This window comes from Actinoplanes sp. NPDC051411 (genome assembly GCF_040682075.1).
Classification (GTDB): domain Bacteria; phylum Actinomycetota; class Actinomycetes; order Mycobacteriales; family Micromonosporaceae; genus Actinoplanes.
In genome coordinates this window covers 49,782-67,127 of the sequence record NZ_JBFBAD010000059.1, presented here as the reverse complement: position 1 = coordinate 67,127, position 17,346 = coordinate 49,782, and the positions used below count along the sequence as shown (strand labels likewise).

The following is a 17,346-nucleotide window of genomic DNA, read 5'->3' as shown; positions in this document are numbered from 1 at the left end:
TCCGGTGCCTCGAACCGGCCCTGGAACAGGTACGGTCGGTGCTCCCGGCCACGGTCAACCCCCAGCTGCCGGGCCTGGTGCAGGTGAGCCGCCCGCAGACGCGATGTGCGCTCGGTGATTTCGGTGCCGCGGCGGCCCACGCCGACGAGGCGGACCGGCTGGCCGCGCGGCACGAAATTCCATTGGTCGCCGTTTTTACGACGTGGTTCCGGGCGGAATCGGCCGACGACTATCGGGCCGCCGGCTCCATGCTGGATGGTGCGGGCATGCCCGGCCTCACCGACGGTCTGCTTCCGCTCGCTCTGCACACGGCCGGAGAGCCGGGGCAGAATTGCGGTCCCTATGAGCCGTGGGTGCGCGGGATTCCGGTTTCCCCGCCGCGCGATCCGATGGCCGAGGTCCTCTGGTGCCTGGCCGCCCGGGCCGCGGTCGAACGCGGCGACCGGGCGGCCGCGGCGAAGGCGCGCGCGGCCCTTCGCCCGGCGGCCGGCGAATATGCCGCCAACGGCCTGGTGAACATGGGGCCGATCCGCGACGTGCTAGCCGGCCTGGACCGGTACATCGACGTATGAACCGCCGCCGATCGTGATCGTGCCGCCATTGTTCGCGTCGTAATAAAGGGGGTCGGCGGAATCGACGACCAGGGTCAGGGAATCGCCCGCCGGCACATCATAGGCCGCCGCCGAAAGGTCGAAATCCACCGCATCGGATCCCGAATTCCAGGTGACCGGCTCATGCGTTATCAACCGTGCGTTTCCCAGAAGATCAAGGTCGTAAAGGTAGGCGATGACGGTTCCGCTGGGCGGGGATCCGGCCACATTCAGATGTACGTGTGGGGTGCCCCGAATCGACAAGGAGTTGCCCGGCCGTTGCGATGCCCAGACGCCGGCGCGTGCCCGGTCGACCGTCGGCAGCCAGATCTGTGGCGGCCGGCCGGTGAAGGCGCTGATCCCGTTCGTAATCAACACGACTCCGCCGTCGGCCGTCGTGTCGAGCCCGGCCGGAATGCGTTTCGACCAGCCCGTGGTGGCCGCTCCGCCCAGCAGGCCGGTCTGGTCCAGCAGCCTCGGGGCGCCGAGCCCGAACCGGGTGACCTGAGACGTCATGGCGGCCCACGAGGCGTACGACTCGGTGTCGTTCAGCCGCACCGGAAGCTCGTTCTCGATGCCCGTTTCGGCGCCGGCCACATAGTGGTCCATCCACCGTCGCAGGCTGGTCCAGACCGCGTTCGGCAATCCGGCGAGACCGGTCAGTTCGGCGATGGCGTGGTCGCCCGGCCGCAATTCGAGCCGCTTGGGCGTCGTCAGCCGCCCGAAGAATCCCGGCAACTGATCGGGCGGGAAGAACGAATCGCCCCAGGCGTTCTCGATCAGCACCGCCGGGTGGTTCGCGTTGATCTGGTCGACGTACGTGGCCGGTGACCGGACCCGCGCCCACGCCTGCACCTGGTCGACGTTGCGGTCGGCGTTGAAGTCGGCCAGCTTCGCCGACAGGTCGGGACCGGGATGCCCGAGCAGTTGGGCCGCCAGCTGCAGGAACCCGGCCGACTGCCGGTGCCGGGTCTGGTCCCCGTAGAGCGAATAGACCAGGTCGGTCCAGCCGCTCAGCATCCCGACCGCCCGGATCCGCTTGTCGAACGCCGATCCGAGCAGGCTGATCCCGGCGCCGTAGGACACCCCGGCGGCGCCGATGCGGGCCGGGTCGGCCGGCGTGTTGGCGATCGTCCAGTCGATGACCTTCGACAGGTCGGCCATGTCGAGCGGTCCGGCGGTGTCGATGTCGCCGCCCGAGCCCCACCAGCCGCGCGGGGTGTAGGAGACCACCACGTACCCGCCGGCCGCGAAGGCCTTCGCCTGGGCCAGGTATTCGGCGTCGTTGAGGCCCCAGCTCGACGGGAAGATCACGGCCGGGTGTTCGCCGCCCGTGGCCGGGCCGATCCAGTTGGCCTTGAGGACGACCCCGCCCTGGCCCGGGATATCGACGAATGTGAAGCCGCCAGCGGCCGCGGCGGGCCGGGCGAACCCGACTGCCAGGGCCGTCACCAGTGCGATCAGGGCTGCCGCGCGTCGCAGGTTCATGGGCCGAAGCTAGGAACCGGTACCGAGAAATTGAACTTGATGACATTATCGTTACCAGCCAGTAACGTACCTGGCTCGAGGAGCGTGGTGGCCGTGCTGTACGGAGCCCAGACCCCGCGGCGGCGGGACGCCCAGCGCAACCGCTCGGCGATCGTCGCGGCGGCCAGCGAGGCGATGACCACCCCGCGGCCGGCCGTCGGCATGTCGGAGATCGCCCGCCGGGCCGGGGTCGGCCAGGCCACGCTCTACCGCCACTTCCCGGACCGGGACGCGCTGACCGCGGCCGTGATCGGCTACCAGATCGACCGGCTCGAACTGCTGATCGAGGCCGGCCGCGACGACCCGGCATGCTTCCGGCGGGTGCTCGGCGAACTGCTGCGCACCCAGATCACCATGCGCCCGCTGGTGTTCCTCGTGCGCCGGATGGAGCCGCGGGCCCGGCGCCGGTTCGAGCAGCGCCTCCTGGTCGCGCTGACCGCGCCTCTGCGGCGGGCCCAGGAGCACGGCCTCGTCCGGGGCGACCTCGTGTCGAGCGACCTGGTGCTGCTGTTCAGCATGGTCGAGGGCGTACTCGAAAGCGCGGCCGACGCGGCGGCGGCGCGCCGCTCGATCGACCTGGCACTGGACGGCGTCTTCCGGGGGTCGATAGTCGTCACTTGATGGCCCGGCCGCCGTCGCCGGCCCGGACAAGCACCCCTCCGACGCCGACGGCGTCGGTTTCCAGCCGGTCCGGGGCCTCAGTCGTCGTTCTCGATCTTCTCCTGGACCGTCGTCTCGATCTCGGCGATCGTGACCGCCTCCGCCCAGCGGGACGGCAGGTCGGCCGGGCCCGAGCGGGTGCGTTCCGTCCGCGAGCCGATGTGCAGCCGCATGCGGGACGACGAGGGCAGCCCGCCGCGGATGCGGCGCACCTGCTCGATGCGGTCGATCGACGAGACCGGATAGGCGGCCCGGGTGCCGTTCGCCCGGATGACGGTCAAGGTTCCGCCGGCCAGGCGCATCTCGACGACCGCGCGGCGGTCCGCCAGCCATTCCCAGGCTGCCGCCACCGCCGCCATCGGCACCAGCAGGCCGGGCACGAGCCAGGTCAGGGCCGGCGCGTGCCCGCCGGCGGCGCAGAACACCAGGATCGTCGGGATGAAGGCGACTGCCACCAGCCAGCCGCCGCCGGCCTTCAGCGTGTAGTAGGGGTCGTCGCTGTCCGCGTACCAGACCGGCGTCTCGGGCTCCACCACGCCCACATCGTGGCCGACCAAGGCAACGGTGAACCGTCCGGCGGGTGGCCGACGTGTGGGCCTTGTCCGGGTTGCCGAGCATCCGGGTTGCCGAGCAGACGGGTTGCCGAACAGACGGGGCGGGCCATGACCGAGTTCTCTGTCGACGCCGCCGGGTTGAGCGGGCTCAGCCGGCTGTTGTCGCGGGCGTCCGACGACGCGTTCGACGTGCTCGACTACACCAAACGGCAGTGCGACCTCGGCTGGCGGGCCGAGGGCCTGCTGATGAAGCTGGTCGGCCCGCACGAGCACGCCTATGCGACGGTGACCGCGGCGCTGGCCCGCGTGCAGGATCTGTCGTCCGGGGCGGCCGGCCAGGTCGCGCTGGCCGCCCAGGACTACGCGGCGAGCGACCTGGCCGCGGCCCGGCGGCTCGGACCCGCGTACGAAGCAGAGCCGGCGGCGGCGGAGGATTTCGCCGACGTGGCCGATCCGGGCAGTCACCTGACCGATCCGGGCGTGGTCGGCGGCTCCCCGATGTGGTCCATCAATCCGCTGACCGACCTGATCAGCCCGGCGTCGTGGGTGCGGCAGGTGTCGGTGAGCCTGTTCGGCTACGACCCGTTCGACGAGTGGGCACGCGACCTGGGCGGCGACTGGGCGTCCTATGTGCACTGCGGGGCCGCGATGGCGCGGGTCGGTGAGGGCGCGTACGAGATAGGCCGCAATCTGCTCGCGGGAGCGAGCCGGGCCGAGGCCGTGTGGCAGGGGAGCGCGGGCGACGCGGAGCGGCGGTTCCAGACGTCGCTCGGCACCGCGACCGGGCCGCTGAACGACGCCTGCCAGCAGTTCTCCCGGCTTTACGGCGAGGCCGCCGACGCCGCCGCGAACCTGCGCGACGTGGCCGGCGACCTGATCTCCGACCTGCTCGACGCCCTGATCATGGTGAATCTGGCGTCGGCGGTCGGCACCGCGCTGGTCGAGACCGGGATCGGGGCGATCGCCGGCTACGGGATCGCCGCCTACTATGCGACCCAGGCCTACCAGCTGTATCAGGAGATCGCCCGCTGCTACAGCATCGCCGGCGACACCGTCGAGGCGCTGAGCGCGGCGATCGGCACGATCCACGCCGACGTCGACGTGCCCGACCTGGCCGCCGTCCAGCCGTACCGGTATGCGGCATGACCCGCGACGACCCGCTGGCCCACGGCCTGCTGAACCACCTGGCCACCACGCGGGGGCCGGACGATCCGCTCGGTTCGTTGTCGCGCAGTGTCCTCTCCGGACAGGCCGACCTTCGTCAGGCCGTGACCTGGTCGTGGCACGGCGAGGCGCTGATGTCGGCGTTCGCGGCCGCCCTGCGCGAGCGGGAGCGGATGTCGCCGTCGGAGCGGGCGGCCTACGACCAGCAGGCGGCCGCGCTCGCTCAGCGTGGGCTCGCTCAGCGTTCGTGATGCGCCGCCATGGCCTGCTCCGGGGATGCGGCCGCTGGTTCCGCATTGAGGGCCGCCCCCTCGACATCCGTCGACGGGATCACCCGGGCGAGGCCGCGGGGCAGCCACCACGCGGCCCGGCCGAACAGCGAGATCACCGCCGGCACCAGCACCAGCCGCACCACGAACGCGTCCACCAGCACACCGGCCGCCAGCGCCAACGCGATCGGCCGCACCACCGGGTCGCCCCCCGCGACGCCGCCGCCGAAGACCCCGATCATGATGAGCCCGGCCGCGGTGACGACCTTGGCGCCGCGGCCGAACCCGTCCGCCACCGGCGCCGCCGAGCCCCGCCGGTGCTCCTCGTGCATGCCCGAGACCAGGAACATCTCGTAGTCCATGGACAGCCCGAACAGCACGCCGATCACTATCGTCGGCAGGAAGCTGAGCAGCGGCCCCGGCGGGTCGGCGAGCCCGAACCAGCCCCACTGGAACATCGCGACCGTGCACCCGAGCGCCGCGCCCAGGCTGAGCAGGAAGCTGAGCACCGCCTTGAGCGGGATCAGCAGCGACCGGAACACGACCATGAGCAGCAGGAACGCGAACCCGGCGACGAGCGCCAGATAGAGCGGCAGTGCCTGCCGCAGGTGGGCGGAGATGTCGATCGCCACCGCCGTCTGCCCGGTGACCAGAAGGGACTTGTCGTTCCTCAGCCGGGCGACCAGGGTCGCGGTCGCTGCCGACTCCGGGCCGCTTTCCGGTACGACCGTGAACAGCGCCTGCCCTTCTCGCACTCCACCGGGCATGACCTCGGCGACGTCCGGCATCGCGGCGATGCGTGCCGGGTTCCGGTCGCGGGTGAGCACGAGCAGCGGGCCGTTGGCGCCCGCCCCGAACCCCTCGGCCACCAGGTCGTACGCCTTGCGGTCGGTGGCCGGCGCCGGGTCGGAACCGTCGTCGGGCAGTCCGAGCCGCATGCTGAACACCGGCACCGCGAGCACGCCGAGCACCAGCACCGACAGCACGACCGCGACGGCCCGGTGCCGGATGACGAGCGCGGCCCAGCGCGACGCGACCCGCATCCGTGGCCGGAAGTTGCGCCCGGCCGCGCCCCGTCCGAGAAAACTCAGCAGCGCCGGCGTCAGCGTCAGCGCCATCAGCATGGCGACCAGGACCGCTCCGGCGGCGGCCAGGCCCATCTCGGTGAGGAACCCGACCCGGGCCACCGCGAGACCGGCCAGCGCGATGATCACGGTCAGGGCGGCGAAGAACACGGCCGTGCCCGCGGTCCCGGTGGCGAGGGCGATCGATTCGCGTACGCCGAGGTCGTGGTCGGCTCGCAGCTGGCGGCGGTGCCGGTCGATGAGGAACAGCGCGTAGTCGATCCCGACCGCCAGCCCGAGCAGGATCGCCAGCGTCGGCGCGACCGAGTTCACCGAGACCAGCGCGGTCAGCGCGTGCAGGCCCTCCAGCGACACCCCGAGCCCGAGCACCGCGGTGAGCAGCGGCAACCCGGCCGCCCGCAGCGAGCCGAACGTGATCAGCAGGACCACGAACGCGATCAGCAGGCCGGCCACCGGCGTGCTGCTCCCGGCCGGTGGGGCGGCCAGCTCGGATGACTCCTCGACCCGCAGCCCGGCGGTCCGCGCCCGGTCGATGGCCGGGCCGGGCGCCGCCGCGACCGTGAAGTATCCGATTCGGCCGCCCGGTGACAGCGTCGGCTTCGCCTTCAGCGCCGTGCCCAGCGCGGCCACCGCCGGCCGGTAGCCCGCCAGCGTCTGTCCCTCGGGCGCCGCGAACACCACCTTGCCGCTGTCGTCTCCGCCCCCGAACAGCCGGTGCACCTCGTCGAGCGTCTTCGTCGACTGCAGGCCCGAGACGGTCAGCCGGGTGCCGAGCGGCTTGGCGAACTGGCCGGCCAGCCCGATCGCGGCCGCCAGCACCAGCACCCACACGCCCAGCACCGTCCACCGGCGCCGGGCGCAGAACCCCCCGACCCGAGCGAGTAGCGCGGCCACGGTGAACCCCTTTCGCGTTGCGCCGCGGCCGGCCCGCGGTGCAGAGCTGGATGTTCGGCCGGAACGCGCGGGATCGGCTCCACCCACGGGTGGAACTTCGGGTGGTAGGCCGGCCCGGCTATCGTTCCCCGGTGACCAAGATCGGGCTGCTGACCACCGACGCCGCCGCGCTGGCCGGACGGGACCACGACACGCCGGTTCTCGCCGGGGCGTTGCGGGGCGAGGGCTGGTCGGTGGAGGCGCCGGTCTGGCACGACCCGGCCGTCGACTGGTCCGCGTTCGACCTGCTGGTCATCCGGACGCCGTGGGACTACTCCTGGCGCTGGCCGGAGTTCCTGACCTGGCTCGACGGGGCGTCGGCCCGCACCCGCATCCTGAACGCGCCCGACCTGATCCGCTGGAACATCGACAAGCGCTACCTCGCCGACTTCGCCGAGCAGGGCGTGCCGGTCATCCCGACCGAGTTCGGCGACACCGCCGCCGGCGTGGCGGCCGCGATCGAGCGGGTGGGTGACCGGCGCCTGGTGGTGAAGCCGTCGGTGTCGGCCGGCTCCCGCCACACCGGACTGTTCGCCCCGGGCGACCCGGGCGCGCTGCGGCTGGGCGAGGAGATCGTCGCCACCGGAAAGACGGCCATGGTGCAGCCGGCCGCCGAGTCGGTCGTCACCGGCGGCGAGAACGGCCTGTTCTTCTTCAACGGGCGCTACTCGCACGCCTTCCACAAGGGACCGATCCTGGCTCCGGGCGGCGGCTACCTGGGCGGCGCCTACCACGCGGACATCACGCGGGCGGACCCGTCCCGCGCCGAGATCGAGCTCGGCGAGCGGGTGCTGGAGGCGGCGGGGCGCATCGCCACCGCCCGCGGGTTCGCCGAGGACGCGGCGACGCCCCTCTACGCGCGGATCGACATCGCCGCCGGCCCGGGCGAGCCGCCGCGGGTGATCGAGGTCGAGCTCTTCGAGCCCTCCCTGGCCACCCGGATCGTTCCCGAGGCCGTGGCCGCCTTCACCACCGCCGTCAAGGAGCGGCTTCACATGTAGTCGGCTGGCGGATTCGCCCGGATCAGGGCATGGTCGCAGTCATGAGGAGTTCTCGTTCTTGGCGGGCCGCGGCAGTGCTCGGGCTGACTTTCACCTTCGCGGCCGGCTGCGGCCATTCCTCGGACGACGCCGGCGCGACCTGGCACGGCACGCCGGCGACCTCGGGCGCCTCGCCGGCCCTGTCGGTCACGCCGACCACCAAAGCGACGCCCGCCGCGAAGCGGGTGCACGTACGGCTCCTCGAAGGCGACGGGTCGACCTGGGGCGTCGGCATGCCGATCATCGCGTACGTGGGCGGCAAGGTCACCGACGCGAAGGCGTTCGCCGCGGCGACGACCGTCACGGTCAACGGGGCCCCGGCCCAGGGCGCCTGGTATTTCCAGCGGTCGGCGATCTACTCCGGCTATCCGCTGGAGGCGCACTACCGCACTCAGGCCTACTGGCCGGCCCACGCGAAGATCCACATGGATCTGGCCGTGGAGGATCAGCCCGCCGGCACGGGCATGGTGTTCGACAACAGCCTGACCCTCGACATGTCGACCGGCGCCGCCAACATCAGCCGGATCGACGGCAAGAAGGAGAAGATGATCGTCACCTCGGACGGCAGGCAGGTGTTCAGCTACCCGGTCTCCCTCGGCAAGGCCAGCACGCCCACGTTCAGCGGCACCAAGGTCGTCATGGAGAAGGACAAGGTGCAGCGCATGACCGGCCCCGGCTACGACGAGAAGGTGCCCTGGTCGGTGCGGGTCACGAACTCGGGCGAGTTCATCCACTCGGCGAGCTGGAACGGCGGCAACATCGGCCAGCGCAGCACCTCACACGGCTGCACCAACCTGACGGTGAAGGACGCCCAGCAGTACTTCGGCTTCGCCCACGTCGGCGACGTCGCCGTCTACACCAACACCGGCGGCCCGACGATGCCCAGCTGGGACGGCTACGGCGACTGGAACCTCTCCTGGTCCACCTGGTCGGCGGGCGGCGTCGTCAAGACCAGCTAGGAGCGGCCGGAGGCGATCGCGGCCGCGTGGGCGCGGTCGCGGGCGCCCAGCTTGGCGAAGATGGAGTTGACGTAGCTCTTCACCGTGGCGACGCTCAGGAACAGGTCGGCCGCGATGCGGGCGTTGTTGTGCCCGAGCGTGATCGCCTCCAGCACGTCGGCCTCGCGGGCGGTCAGGGCCGGGAAGCGTTCCCGCAGACCGGGCGCCGGGGCCGCGCTGGTGAAGCCCCGCACCAGCCGGTCGGCGATCTCGGCCGCGAACGTGGCCTGCCCCGAGGCGACCGAGCGCACCGCCGCCGCCAGCTCGGCCCGCCCGGCGTCCTTGGTCAGGTAGCCCCGGGCGCCCGCCCGCAGCGCCCCGGCCAGCGACTCGTCGTCGGCGTAGGTCGTCAGCACGAGGACGGCGATGGCGGGGGCGGCCGCCATGATCTGCGCGGTCGCCCCGGTGCCGTCGAGGCGGGGCATGCGCAGGTCCATCAGCACCACGTCGGGCCGGAGCGAAAGGGCGAGGTCCACCGCCTCGATCCCGTCGGCCGCGGCCCCGACCACGGTCACGCCCTCGGCCAGGTCGAGCAGGGTCACCAGGCCGTCGCGTACGGTGGCCTGGTCGTCGGCGACCAGCACCCGGATCATGCGGCCGGCTCCCCGGGCAGGCGCAGGACGACCTGGAACGGCGGCCCCGGGCGTACGGTCATCGTGCCGCCCGCCTCGGTGACCCGTTCCCGCATGCCCTCCAGGCCGTGGCCGCCGCCCGGCGGCAGGCCGTCGGAAGGACGGCCCGGCGGCGTCGAAGCCGTGATCGTCAGCATGTCGTCGTCCCAGTCCAGATCGAGCGTGGTCGGCGCGCCCGGAGCGTGCCGCCGCGCGTTGGTCAGCATCTCCTGCACGGCCCGCCGCACCGCGGTGTGCCCGGCCGCCGGCAGCACGCCCCGGTCGGCGTCGCCGCGCACCGCCACCTGGCCGCCGATCGCCCGGTGGGTCTCGGCCAGCCCGGCCACCACCGCCGAGAGCGGCTCGGCCGGTTCGCGCAGGGCGGAGACCGCCTGCTTGGCGTCGTGCAGGCCGGAGACCGCGAGTCTGCGGGCCGCCTGCACCCGCTCGCGCGCCTCGCCGGACCGGCCCGACTCGATCAGCGCGTCGACCGCCTCCAGCTGGATGACCAGGCCGCCGAGGGAGTGGGCGAGCACGTCGTGCAGGTCGCGGGCGATGCGGGAGCGCTCGGTGAGCGTGGCGACATGGGCCCGTTCCTGTTCGACCGCGACCCGTTCCTCGAGCAGGGCCCGGGACTGGGACTCGGAGACCCGGTACTGGCGGCGGCTCAGGCCGGCCATCGAGCAGATCAGCAGGATGGTCGCCACGCCGACGACGGTGCTGGCCGGCGACGGGAAGGCCACCGCCGCGACCGCGACCAGGACGGCCGACGCGACCCCGGCCGCGCAGGCCAGCCGCAGCGAGACGGCCGGGGTGCCGAACAGCAGCAGCAGACCGGAGACGGCGGGCACATAGCCGACCACGTCGGTGTAGGCGCCGGCCAGGGAGCCGCTGACGATCATCGCGATGTAGGTGAGGGTGCGGGCCCGGATCCACGGCTCGGGCAGGGCGACCGCGGCCAGCCAGAGACCCCAGCCCGCCCACGCGGCCACGACCACGACCGCGGGCGCGCCGGCCAGCGACCGCCGGGCCAGGTCGTAGCCGACCAGGACGATGCCGAGCACGTTGAGCGGGAGCGCCCACAGCCGCCGGACCGGGAAGAGGAACACGAACCTATTTTCCGGCCATGACGGGCCGGCCGCGGTGCTGGCGCGCCGAGACGACCAGGGCGCTGGTCACCCGGTTGACGGCCAGGATCAGCAGGATGGTGCCGGTGCTCACGGCGAGTTCGGAGCCGAAGTGGTGTCCGGCCACGTCGAGGGCCACGCGGATCACGATGAGGCCGAACCAGATCGCGATGCCGGCCCAGCCGGTGCGGCTCTCCAGCAGGCGCGGGTCGGCGGGCGACGGCCGGAACACGGCGATCCGGCCCATCATCGTTCCGGAGATCACCGCGAGCAGCGCCGACAGGCCGAGGATGGCCGCGTCGACCGGCTTGACGCCGGTGGTCTCGCGGGCCAGGGAGACGACGCCGAGGACGCCGAGGATGAGCGGCAGCTTGAGCATCCGGCCGAGGTCGACCGGGCGCCACCGGAGCTGCCGGGAGCTGCTGTAGGCGATCACGAGGAGGCCGATGACGATGTCGGTGAGGGTGCTCGAGGTCATGCTTCGAGAGTCGGCTCGGCGGCCCTTCTCCGGTACCAACCCTGGGTGGGAAGGCGGGTGGAGAACGGTAGCTCGACGTACCGGTGGGTGAGCCATGAAAGCCCGGTGAGCAGCGCTAGGTAGCCGGCGACCGCGGGCAGTTCGGCCACGCCGTGCAGGTGCACGCCGAGCCAGGTCAGCACCGGCGCGAGCACCAGGATCAGCGTGTAGTGCACCAGGTAGAGCGAGTAGCTGATCCTCCCGAGCCCGGCCAGCCAGTGCGGGACCGGCCGCCGCCGCAAGGCCATGGCCAGAGCGAACGCGCCCGCGAAGACGGTCAGGGTGAGCACCGACCGGACGCAGTACCGCGGGATGAGGGCGTGGAGGGACGTGAGCTCGGCGAACCAGTTGATCAGGAGGGCGCCGGCGACCACGGCACCGGCGAGACCGGCCTGCCACCACCCGGCCTGCCCGTGGTCGGCCCGGTAGACGGTGGTTCCGGTGAACATGACCGCCAGGATCAGGACACCGTCCCAGACGTGGGCCGGATCCTGATTGAGAACGACCAGCGTCAGGGCCAGGACACCGAGCCCGACCGCGGCCGGCACGACCGCGAGCCGGCGGCCGGAGACCACGGCGGCGAGGCCGAGGACCAGGAGCACGGCCACCACGACCGGCGAGACACCGAGAAGACGCGGGGTCAGGGGAGCGGTCACCACGGCGGCGACCGCCAGCACCAGCGCGGCGATGCCGCTTCCGCGATGCAGCCGTACGGCGAACAGCGCCGCCACCAGCAGATAGAACACCATCTCGAAGCTCAGCGTCCAGAACACCGGCGTGACCAGCGGGCCGCCGAGCAGGAACGGCAGCATCGTGGCGTGCGCGACCGCCGCCGGGCCCGGGTGGGCGGCGAGCAGCGGGTCGAGCGGCACCACCCCGGCGACCCCGAGCGCCACCACCAGCAGCGCGACCACCGTGTAGAGCGGGAACAACCGCCGGAACCGCCCGGCCCAGAACCGCCGCAGATCGCCGTGCCGCTCCAGCGAGGCCGGAATGATGTATCCGCTGACCAGGAAGAACAGCATCACCCCGGCCGGCCCGGCGTTCAGCCACTCGGCCGACACCCCGCGCACCGACCGCAGCAGGTAGTGGCTCAGATGGGCATAGACCACCAGCAGGGCCGCGATCGCCCGGAGAGCGTCCAGCCAGGCCAGCCGGGTCTTCGAGGGCACGCGCGAAGAGTACTAGGACGGATGGCAGAGCTGCGGGTTGGCGAGATCACCGCACGGCCGGTCGCCGTGCGAGCGGATGATGTCGGCCCCGACCTGGTTGGTCAGGTAGCGCAGGAAGCTCGCGGCCAGCGAGGACGCGTCCGGCTCGCCGTACGTGTAGCCGTACTCGGTCTCCCAGAACGGATAGGTCCCGTGATCGGCGTCGGCCACCGTCGCCGGGTGGCCGCCGATCCGCACCGGCACCACGCCCTTCTGGCCGGCCGCCGCGCCCAGCTCGCTGTAGCCGATGGCCCCCGGCGTCGCGGCGACCGCGCGCAGCACGTCGTCGGTCGAGTCGCGCGCACAGCGCACCACGCCGAGCGGCGAGCCAGGATCGCGGTTGCGGCAGTCGTCCGAGTTGCTGCCGGGTTCCCGTACGCCCCCGAGCACCCGCCGCTGGAAAGCGGCCCGCGTCCCCGAACCGGGATTCCGGCTGATCAACCGCACCGGCTGGTCGTTGCCGCCAAGGTCGGACCAGTTCGTCACCTGCCCCTGATAGATCCGGTGGATCTGGTCGAGGGTCAGGTCCTGCACGCCCGCGTCGTCGTTGATGATCAGCGTGAACAGGAAGAACGCGAGCGGCCGGGGGAGCAGCGAAGGCAGCCCGTCCGGTTTCTCGCCGTCCGAGAAGGCGAGCGTGCCGGCGTCCCTGGACACGTCGAGCGACTGCAGGCCCTCGCCGCTGCCTCGCATGTCGAAGCTGATCGACGCGTCCGGGCACTGCCGCTGGTAGGACTTCGCGGCCTCGCGCACGATCGGCTCGAACGCGGTCGACCCGACCACGTTCAGCCGGCCGGCGGCGCAGTCGATCAGGCCGGCGCCGCTGCTGCGCAGGAACACGCCCAGCTGGGCCACGACGAGCACGACCAGGAACACGATCAGCGCGATGACCCGTTTCGGCGTACCGATGCGGTTGCGCGTCCGCTGGATGCCGCCCCCGCCGACGCCGCCCTTGATGCCGCCGGAGACCACCGGCTCGGGGTACTCCTCGCCGTTCTTGTGGGTGAAGCCGGCGGCCTGATCGAGCGCGGCCAGGACCTTGTAGTGCGAGCCCCGGTTCAGCGGCACCCGCGGCAGCTCGATGACGTCGTCCCGGCCGGCCAGGCCGTTGCCGGGGGAGAAGCTCGGGCGCAGGTAGTCCTGGCTGAGTTCGGTCACCACCATGCCGACGACGCGGCGCCCCGGGAACCGGACGCGGATGCCGACCGGATCGTTGTCCGGCACCGCGTAGTCCTGCGTGTCGATGTGGGTGGCGCCGTTGTTCTCGATCCGCAGCAGCACCAGCGTCGGATCGGTCAGCTTCACCCCGTCGCGCCGCAGCTCGGCCAGCGCACCCGGCTCGGCGGTCTCGGCCACGTCGGTCGCCGTGGTGTCCATCTGGACGCGGTAGCCGATCCGCTTGCGCCCCTTGACCACGAACTCGTAGAGCGCCGCGATCCCCGGCACCACGACGCCGAGCGTCGCGAGCGCCACGCTCCACCAGAACTCGATGACTACCCCCGGTTGTGTCTCCATCCCGGATCGTAGGAAGGGTGGCCGTCCGCCAAGTGACGCGCACATTAACCGGGATGCTCGTTTGCCTCACGGTGTGGCAATCTGGAGCCATGACCGGCCTCGCCGCCACCTTCACCGGCCCCTCGTAGGGGGCCGGCTTTTCCACGGCCGCCTTCGGGCGGCCATTTTTCTTTCCCGTCCGGAGTCGGCTCCTTCTTCGTCCGGACAGGAGCAGAACCATGCCTTCCCGCACCCTCACCGGGGACCTCGCGCTGCGCGATCTGACCGACCCGTACGCGGGCCCGCACGCCCTGCAGGAGATGACCGCGCAGATCCTCGCCGCGCTCACCGCCCGCCACCCGGCCGGCCTGGTGCTGGACCGCGGCACCCGGATAGTCGACGTGGCCGACAACTACGACCATCTGGGCTACTCCGCCGCCGCCCGCACCCGCGACAGCCGCTACACCCGCTACGTGTCCGACACCAGGATGCTCCGCTCCCAGACCTCGGCCCTGATCCCACCGGTCCTGCGCCGGCTGGCCGCGGAGGGGCGCCACTCGGCGCTGATCGCCTGCCCCGGCCTGGTCTACCGCCGTGACGTCATCGACCGCCTCCACACCGGAACACCCCACCAGCTCGACCTCTGGCTGCTGTCCCCGGCCCGCGAAGACCTCCGCGCCTGGATCGCCACCGCCGTCGAGGCGGCCCTTCCCGGCGTCGAGTGGCGCGCCAACCCGGCCTCCCACCCCTACACCACCGGCGGCCTGGAACTCGAAGCCCACGTCGGCGGCGACCGGGTCGAGATCGGCGAAGGCGGCCACGCCGCCCGCCCGGTGCTCGAGGCCGCGGGCCTGCCGCCGAACGTCTCCGGCCTGGCACTGGGGCTGGGCCTGGACCGCCTGGTCATGCTCCGCAAGGGCATCCCCGACATCCGCCTGCTCCGCTCCACCGACCCGCGGGTGGCCGCGCAGATGCTCGACCTGTCGCCCTACCGCCCGGTCTCGGCCCATCCGCCGGCCCGCCGCGACGTCTCGATCGCCGTCCCGGCCGCCACCACCCCGGAGGACCTGGGCGACCGGGTCCGCGACGCCCTCGGCGAGGACTCCCACCTGGTCGAGGAGGTGTCCGTCCGGTCGACGACCCCGGCGTCGGCCCTACCGGCCGCGGCCCGCGAACGCCTGGCCATCCGGCCCGGCGAAGTCAACGTGCTGCTGCGGGTGGTGCTGCGCGACCTGAACGGCTCGATCCCCGTGCCGGTCGCCAACAACCTCCGCGACCGCATCTACGAGGCGCTGCACCACTGCGGCTCCGCCCTCAGGCGGACGGCGTGACCGGCGGCCGCATCCCGAGCCACTGGTCGGCGTCCCAGGCGTGGAACCGCTCGACCTCGGCGAACCCGAGCTTCGCCGCGAGCCGCATCGAGCCGGCGTTGGCGGTCTGGGTGGCGAGCACCACCGGCTCGCCGGGAAGCACGCCGTCGAACCAGTCGAGCGCGGCCGCGCACGCCTCGGTGGCGTACCCGCAGCCCCACGCCCGCGGCAGGAAAAGATAGCCGAGATCGACCTTCCCCACGGCGGCCGGCCGGTGCCGGGCCGGCCGCCGGAGCAGAATCTGGCCGATCATCGCCCCGTCGAGCTCAACGACGAAACTCCCGGGCCACGGTTCCGGCACCTCGGGCACTTCACGCTCGAGCTCGTCCCGCGGGCGGGGACCGCCGAGGTAGATGTGCACCTCCGGCGAGGCCAGCAGCTCGACGAACGCCGCCCGGTCCCGCCCCTCGGACCCCCGGAGCACGAGCCGCTCGGTCCTGATCGGCGCAGGCGGCCAGGCCACCGGTCCCAGATCTGACATGCGCGCAGACTACTAGCCCGGAGGCCGCCCAAGGCCGGGCGCGGGGCCGGGGCGGCACGCCGATTGCGGTGAGCCGGTCGTGGGCGTGGGTCCGGCAGGCTCAACCGCTCCGGTCAGCATCGCTTGAGCCTCGGCGGGGTTGACCGTGCCGCCGCGCAGGGCCGGATCGATGGTGGCCCGGACCGCGCGCACGAACAGCGCGTGTCCACCGCGGCTTCGCCGATGGGGGCGGAGCCGGCTCGCGATCGAAACGTTCCTCTTCGGACAGTGCGCTGGCCCGGCAGGACCGCGAGTCGCCGGCCACCGGGGCGCCCGGCCGGGCGGCGGTGACGGGCGTGCGGGCTGTTGCGCGGGCAGCGGGCTCGTCGAGCAGCGCGTTCATCGCTCCGGTCCCGGTTCGCCGCGGCGGACGGCCTCGCGTTCGACGAGCTCCGGCGTGATGCCGCGTCGCGCGGCGAATGACAACCCCGGCGAGTGCTACGGCGTCTCGTCCGGCAGGCGCGGGACGAGGCGGGCGATGTCGCGGTAGAGGTCGTCAGCGGTGCAGCCGGCGGTGAAGTATTCGACAATCCCGCGGGTCACCACCGGGAAGCGGGCCCGCAGCGCCTCGACGTCGACGTCGGGATCGCCGGGGCCGGGCTCTGCTCCTCGAGGATCCATCCGACGGTGTAGCGCTCGCCGGCCAGGACGAGCAGCCGGGCGCGGCGCAGGTCGACGCCGTGGTCGACGAGGGTGGCCATCGCCCGTTCGGAGAAGTCGCCGCGGCGCATCGAGTAGCGGGCGCCGGACACGATGCGGGCGCCGTCGCGGTGGCGCAGCATCGCCGCCCGCAACTGGCCGAGGGCGGCGAGCAGCCACTCCCGGCCGTCGCCCTCGGAGGGCGGCGCCGGGAGGGCGGCGATCGCCTCGTCCATGAACGCGTCGGCGAGCCCATCGAGGAGCGCGGCCTTGTTCTTGACGTGCCAATACAGCGTCGGCGCCTGGACGCCCAGCCGGGCGGCGAGGACGCGCAGCGTAAGCGCGTCCAGTCCGCCGACGCCGTCATCAACACCGCCGTCGACGACGAACAGCTGGTAAAGGCCTTCCGCGAGAACGCCGGCGACCGCTACGACGTCGTCGTCGACCACCTGTGGGGCCGCCCGACCGAACTGCTCACCCGTGCCCTGGTCCCCGGCACTTTCACGCTGCCCAGGCCCACCCGCCCGGTCCCGATCGGCGAGTCCGCCGGTCCCGACCTCAAACTCACGGCAGACGCCCTGCGCACCTCCGGCCTCGAGGTCTACGGCGCCGCCCGCAACGCCGCCACCACCATGGCCGCCGCCTACGAACAGGTCGTCGACTGGCTACGCGCCGGCTCCCTCACCATCCCGACCACCACGATGCCCCTGAGCCATATCACCGAGGCCTGGACCCGCACTGACCTATGCGGCCGCCGCCTGGTCATTGTCCCCGACTGAAGCAGGTCCCGGCCCGGTAGACCGCCGACCCCCGCCCGTACCCCCGAAAACCGATCCCGCGCAAGCGGCGAGTAACTCCGCGCAACCCCGCACCCACCCGGGCCCGCCCGACCCCACCCACCGCGACCAACTGACCGCAACCCCGCACCGAGCCCAGCGGGACCGCAAATTCCAGCCCGGTTCCTGGCCCGCAAATACCAGATCGAAAGGCCGAACCTGCTGACCTGGAGCAGGCAAGGAATTCGGGGCGAGGGTGAC

The 17,346-nt window shown here is 72.5% G+C and carries 17 protein-coding genes and 1 pseudogene; 8 read left to right on the top strand and 10 right to left on the bottom strand.

Annotated elements, in window-relative coordinates; genetic code table 11:
• Positions 1-572 (top strand): annotated as a pseudogene (locus AB0M88_RS29465) (hypothetical protein); the annotation flags it as partial.
• On the opposite strand, the gene AB0M88_RS29460 reads toward AB0M88_RS29465, so the two are convergent.
• Positions 540-2,078, bottom strand: a complete 1,539-nt coding sequence (locus AB0M88_RS29460) for a CocE/NonD family hydrolase (RefSeq protein ID WP_364107873.1) — start codon at positions 2,076-2,078, stop codon at positions 540-542. The pseudogene AB0M88_RS29465 and the gene AB0M88_RS29460 overlap by 33 nt on opposite strands.
• Positions 2,079-2,171: 93 nt before the next feature.
• On the opposite strand from AB0M88_RS29460, the gene AB0M88_RS29455 reads away from it, so the two are divergent.
• Positions 2,172-2,738 (top strand): TetR/AcrR family transcriptional regulator, encoded by a 567-nt coding sequence (locus tag AB0M88_RS29455; protein ID WP_364107871.1) that lies wholly within the window; start codon positions 2,172-2,174, stop codon positions 2,736-2,738.
• Between the two features lie 77 nt (positions 2,739-2,815).
• Here the strand turns inward: AB0M88_RS29455 and AB0M88_RS29450 are convergent, their stop codons facing one another.
• Positions 2,816-3,313 carry a hypothetical protein gene (locus AB0M88_RS29450; RefSeq protein WP_364107869.1) on the bottom strand — a complete coding sequence of 166 codons (498 nt, stop codon included), beginning with the start codon at positions 3,311-3,313 and terminating at the stop codon, positions 2,816-2,818.
• A 126-nt stretch (positions 3,314-3,439) separates the two neighbouring features.
• Between AB0M88_RS29450 and AB0M88_RS29445 the strand changes: the two genes are divergently transcribed.
• Both AB0M88_RS29445 and AB0M88_RS29440 read left to right on the top strand, forming a co-directional pair.
• Complete coding sequence (locus AB0M88_RS29445; RefSeq protein WP_364107867.1) at positions 3,440-4,477, top strand: hypothetical protein; 1,038 nt, start codon at positions 3,440-3,442, stop codon at positions 4,475-4,477.
• Positions 4,474-4,746 (top strand): hypothetical protein, encoded by a 273-nt coding sequence (locus tag AB0M88_RS29440; RefSeq protein WP_364107865.1) that lies wholly within the window; start codon positions 4,474-4,476, stop codon positions 4,744-4,746. The genes AB0M88_RS29445 and AB0M88_RS29440 overlap by 4 nt, the downstream gene beginning before the upstream one ends.
• Here AB0M88_RS29440 and AB0M88_RS29435 read toward each other — a convergent pair.
• Positions 4,734-6,743: an MMPL family transporter gene (locus AB0M88_RS29435; protein WP_364107863.1), complete on the bottom strand. Its 2,010-nt coding sequence runs from the start codon at positions 6,741-6,743 to the stop codon at positions 4,734-4,736. The two genes, AB0M88_RS29440 and AB0M88_RS29435, sit on opposite strands and share 13 nt — an antisense overlap.
• A gap of 131 nt (positions 6,744-6,874) precedes the next feature.
• Between AB0M88_RS29435 and AB0M88_RS29430 the strand changes: the two genes are divergently transcribed.
• On the top strand, positions 6,875-7,783 hold the full coding sequence (locus AB0M88_RS29430; RefSeq protein WP_364107861.1) for a hypothetical protein: 909 nt from the start codon (positions 6,875-6,877) through the stop codon (positions 7,781-7,783).
• A gap of 41 nt (positions 7,784-7,824) precedes the next feature.
• Positions 7,825-8,781 (top strand): L,D-transpeptidase, encoded by a 957-nt coding sequence (locus AB0M88_RS29425; protein WP_364107859.1) that lies wholly within the window; start codon positions 7,825-7,827, stop codon positions 8,779-8,781.
• On the opposite strand, the gene AB0M88_RS29420 is transcribed toward AB0M88_RS29425, so the two are convergent.
• From AB0M88_RS29420 to AB0M88_RS29400, 5 genes are read right to left on the bottom strand one after another with little or no spacing between them, the layout of a single operon-like run.
• A complete protein-coding gene (locus AB0M88_RS29420; protein WP_364107857.1) occupies positions 8,778-9,413 on the bottom strand; it encodes a response regulator transcription factor in 636 nt (211 codons plus the stop codon). The two genes, AB0M88_RS29425 and AB0M88_RS29420, sit on opposite strands and share 4 nt — an antisense overlap.
• Positions 9,410-10,540, bottom strand: a complete 1,131-nt coding sequence (locus tag AB0M88_RS29415) for a histidine kinase (protein ID WP_364107855.1) — start codon at positions 10,538-10,540, stop codon at positions 9,410-9,412. Before AB0M88_RS29415 ends, AB0M88_RS29420 begins: the two co-directional genes overlap by 4 nt.
• 4 nt (positions 10,541-10,544) lie before the next feature.
• Positions 10,545-11,036, bottom strand: coding sequence for a hypothetical protein (locus AB0M88_RS29410; RefSeq protein WP_364107852.1), 492 nt, complete (start codon positions 11,034-11,036; stop codon positions 10,545-10,547).
• Positions 11,033-12,247: an acyltransferase gene (locus AB0M88_RS29405; protein ID WP_364107850.1), complete on the bottom strand. Its 1,215-nt coding sequence runs from the start codon at positions 12,245-12,247 to the stop codon at positions 11,033-11,035. The genes AB0M88_RS29410 and AB0M88_RS29405 overlap by 4 nt, the downstream gene beginning before the upstream one ends.
• 12 nt (positions 12,248-12,259) lie before the next feature.
• Positions 12,260-13,801: a substrate-binding domain-containing protein gene (locus AB0M88_RS29400; protein ID WP_364107848.1), complete on the bottom strand. Its 1,542-nt coding sequence runs from the start codon at positions 13,799-13,801 to the stop codon at positions 12,260-12,262.
• Between the two features lie 218 nt (positions 13,802-14,019).
• Between AB0M88_RS29400 and AB0M88_RS29395 the strand changes: the two genes are divergently transcribed.
• Positions 14,020-15,111 carry a hypothetical protein gene (locus AB0M88_RS29395; RefSeq protein ID WP_364107846.1) on the top strand — a complete coding sequence of 364 codons (1,092 nt, stop codon included), beginning with the start codon at positions 14,020-14,022 and terminating at the stop codon, positions 15,109-15,111.
• Here AB0M88_RS29395 and AB0M88_RS29390 read toward each other — a convergent pair.
• Complete coding sequence (locus AB0M88_RS29390; RefSeq protein ID WP_364107844.1) at positions 15,095-15,631, bottom strand: GNAT family N-acetyltransferase; 537 nt, start codon at positions 15,629-15,631, stop codon at positions 15,095-15,097. The genes AB0M88_RS29395 and AB0M88_RS29390 overlap by 17 nt on opposite strands.
• Positions 15,632-16,209: 578 nt before the next feature.
• Positions 16,210-16,623: a TetR/AcrR family transcriptional regulator C-terminal domain-containing protein gene (locus AB0M88_RS29385; protein ID WP_364107878.1), complete on the bottom strand. Its 414-nt coding sequence runs from the start codon at positions 16,621-16,623 to the stop codon at positions 16,210-16,212.
• Between AB0M88_RS29385 and AB0M88_RS29380 the strand changes: the two genes are divergently transcribed.
• Entirely contained in the window at positions 16,591-17,088 is a 498-nt protein-coding gene (locus AB0M88_RS29380; protein WP_364107880.1) for a zinc-binding dehydrogenase, read from the top strand. The genes AB0M88_RS29385 and AB0M88_RS29380 overlap by 33 nt on opposite strands.
• The last annotated feature ends 258 nt before the right edge of the window (positions 17,089-17,346 follow it).